General features: G+C 44.3%; 5 protein-coding genes. 2 read left to right on the top strand and 3 right to left on the bottom strand.

What is annotated here, in order from left to right; genetic code table 11:
* On the bottom strand, nucleotides 1-773 hold a 773-nt coding region (gene rlmD, locus F6K57_RS41320; RefSeq protein ID WP_293074910.1), incomplete at its 3' end, for a 23S rRNA (uracil(1939)-C(5))-methyltransferase RlmD.
* A gap of 320 nt (nucleotides 774-1093) precedes the next feature.
* Nucleotides 1094-1216, bottom strand: coding sequence for a hypothetical protein (locus F6K57_RS41315; protein WP_293074907.1), 123 nt, complete (start codon nucleotides 1214-1216; stop codon nucleotides 1094-1096).
* A 24-nt stretch (nucleotides 1217-1240) separates the two neighbouring features.
* On the opposite strand from F6K57_RS41315, the gene apcD reads away from it, so the two are divergent.
* Nucleotides 1241-1735: an allophycocyanin subunit alpha-B gene (apcD, locus tag F6K57_RS41310; RefSeq protein WP_293074904.1), complete on the top strand. Its 495-nt coding sequence runs from the start codon at nucleotides 1241-1243 to the stop codon at nucleotides 1733-1735.
* 294 nt (nucleotides 1736-2029) lie between these two features.
* Here the strand turns inward: apcD and F6K57_RS41305 are convergent, their stop codons facing one another.
* Entirely contained in the window at nucleotides 2030-2161 is a 132-nt protein-coding gene (locus F6K57_RS41305) for a hypothetical protein (protein ID WP_293074901.1), read from the bottom strand.
* A gap of 65 nt (nucleotides 2162-2226) precedes the next feature.
* Here F6K57_RS41305 and F6K57_RS41300 point away from each other — a divergent pair.
* Nucleotides 2227-3108, top strand: an 882-nt coding sequence (locus F6K57_RS41300) for an RNA-guided endonuclease TnpB family protein (protein WP_293074898.1), incomplete at its 3' end; no start/stop codon positions are given.

Below are 3108 nucleotides of genomic sequence, written 5' to 3'. Positions count from 1 at the left end.
GGGTTATGATTCACACAAACACCAACCAGTTGGGGATAACGATTTAGCCAAGTTTGCCCTTGGACATCCAAGTCTTTTAAATTCAGATCCGTTGTGACCAAGGTCAGCAACATCTCGCCAGTCCGTTTTCCAATTTGTAACGAAAGGTGACGCAATCGTCCTTGGTGGCGGCTTTCGTTGTAAATCGACCACCCCAACTGCTGAATATCCTGCTTTATTTCCGCTAGCAGAGGATTCAATCGCTGGTCTTGTACGGGGCATTGATTAAGATTAATCAGCTGGTGGCTACCTTTTTGGTAGTAACCCGCTTGAACTGAACCTGTTGCTGAGCGTTTAAGGGGATAGGTAGCTTTGTTTCGATAGCCCAAGGAAGAATCTGTGGTTAAGATTGGTGCTACGGCGGGTTCGCTAAATCCACCAATGCGTTTGAGGGCTTGAATCACCTGATTTTGCTTCGCCAACTGCTGATAGTCCCAGCTCACATGCTGCCATTGGCAACCACCACACTTATCCGCCACGATACATCTGGGATGAACACGATTAGGAGATTCCACCAACAGTTGGTGTAACTTACCATTGGCATAGTTAGGTTTGACCCTAATCAGGCGCACCAAAGCTTTATCCCCTGTGACAGTATCCGGAACAAAAACCACCCGATTTCCTAGCCGTCCAACGCCATCACCACTATCACTGAGGTCTGTAATCATGACCTCAATCAGTTGACCTTGTTGCCAACACTCAGGGCTGGGCTCATTAGTTATCATCATTGGCATCATATAGCACAGGGAATAGGGAGTAGGGAGTAGGGAGTAGGGAGTAGAGAGTACAGAGATCGGATTCAGTCGCTCATGGTAGAAATCCCCTCAGGTCGGCGCACCCCTCGCTACCTGTACAGTGCATTATTAAGGTACCTTAGTACTTATAGCCTTTGGTGAGCAGTTTTGCGTAAATCCTGATAGTTTTGTTTTAATACGAGCTACAGATGCCAAGAGGGGGCAACGGATGGTTCGAGGGGATGTGAAGGATCTGGTAAGAGGGGAAAGAGAATATCGATGGCAGCAAACATGCATCGGTTTTGCTCTATTTGTTGATCTTATGCCCAATGCCCTTCCGTTGTGTCACCCCAAGTCGGTAAACTACTAATTAACAGTTCTGGCAACAAGTCCCGAGCTAAAATCTGTAATTTAGCTCGGGATGAATTGCCTGAGTAACTCAATAAAAAACTCCATAAACTAATAACATGAGTGTAGTTAGTCAAGTCATTCTCAATGCCGATGACGAGCTGAGATACCTCAGCTCTGGTGAACTCAAAAGTATCAATGATTTTTTGCAAACCGGTGAGCAGCGATTGCGCATTGTTGCCACCCTGTCGGAAAATGAAAAAAAGATTGTACAAAAAGCCAGCAGTCAGCTATGGCAGAAACGCCCTGACTTCATAGCACCAGGAGGGAATGCCTATGGTCAGCGTGAACGCAATCAGTGTTTACGGGACTATGGTTGGTACTTGCGCTTGGTCACCTATGGTGTGCTTGCTGGTGATCAGAAACCTATTGAAGACATTGGTATCATCGGGGCAAGAGAAATGTATAATGCCCTAGGTGTGCCAATGGCAGGGATGTCAGAAGCCATGAATTGCTTAAAAGAGGCATCTTTGGGAATCCTAACCGATGAGGATGCTGAGCTGACAGGTCCCTTCTTCGATTACATTATTCAAGCAATGTCTCCTAAGTCCTAAGGTAAGCTATCAGCTATCAGCTAATGCGCTACGCGCACGCATGCGCGTTCAGCTTATGGGCATAGGGCAAGCTACACTGAACAGCTTTTGAATAAAACAGGTAAGCATTCGTTTAATCTCTGTTACGTCAGCTGTCAGCTGACAGCTGGCGGCTGACAACTGACCTCCTAAGTCATTGGTGATTAGTCATTAGTCATTGGTCATTGAATACTAGGATATGGTTAATTGTCCATGGTCAATTAACAATTAGCCATTAACAATTAACAATTAACAAAATACTAATGATTAATGACCTCAAATCCCACGCATTTTAGTCGTGGGATTCTTTAACAAAAACTCGCGGAATTCCCCAACCTCTACGTTCGCGTAGCGTGGCCTACGGCCAAGGAGGTTGGGGATAGATAGCGAGCCAGGAATTTGAGGCAACACCTTGACACCTTACTGTGAACTCTACATAATAGTAAGTAAGGTCGATAACAGGGTTGAGTGCAATGAAACATAAAGCCGTCAAAGTCAGAATCTATCCCACAAAAGAACAAGTAATGATACTAGCTCAGCACTTTGGATGTGCTCGCTGGTGGTGGAATTATGCATTGAATCAATGTATAGAAACCTACAAAGAAACGGGAAAAGGACTGAAGCAATCTGCACTCAACTCTATGTTGCCAAAACTCAAAAAAGAAAAAGAGACTGAATGGCTAAAAGAATGCTACTCTCAGGTTTTACAATCTGTGAGCTTGAATCTTAGTCGTGCCTATCAGAACTTTTTTGTTCGCGTAGCGTGGCCAATAGGCCAAGGAAGAGCAAAATACCCTAGATTCAAGTCATATCATCATCGCCAGTCAATCCAGTATCCCCAAAATGTAAAACAGGTGGGCAATAGCCTAAAGTTCCCAGGAAAATTAGGAGTTGTTAAAGCTGTAATTCATCGACCATTAGAAGGGGAAATTAAGACTGTAACAGTAAGCTTTGACCCTTCTGGCAAGTATTACGCTTCTATTCTAGTGGAATACGAATCAACAGAGGTTAAAGTATCTCAAGAAGGGAACGTGATTGGCATTGACTTGGGCATCAAGGATTTTGCGATTACCTACGATGGCGAGAATAATTCTAAATTTGGCAATCCCAAACACTTAGCTAAATACGAAAAGAAATTAGCTAAAAAACAACGTATCGCAGCCCGTAAAAAGAAGGGCAGCAATGGTTGCAAAAAAGCGCGCAAAATTGTAGCTAAGGTATACGAACGGATTGGAAATGTCCGCCAAGACTATCTGCACAAGCTATCTAGAAAGATAGTAGATCAAAATCAAGTGGTAGTAGTCGAGAACTTAAATGTCAAGGGCATGCTGTGCGCTACGCGCACGCTTCGCGAA

It is taken from the genome of Moorena sp. SIO4A5, assembly GCF_010672005.1.
GTDB lineage: Bacteria > Cyanobacteriota > Cyanobacteriia > Cyanobacteriales > Coleofasciculaceae > Moorena.
The sequence above is the reverse complement of the archived record's forward strand: the minus strand, read 5'-3'. Positions and strand labels throughout refer to the sequence as shown.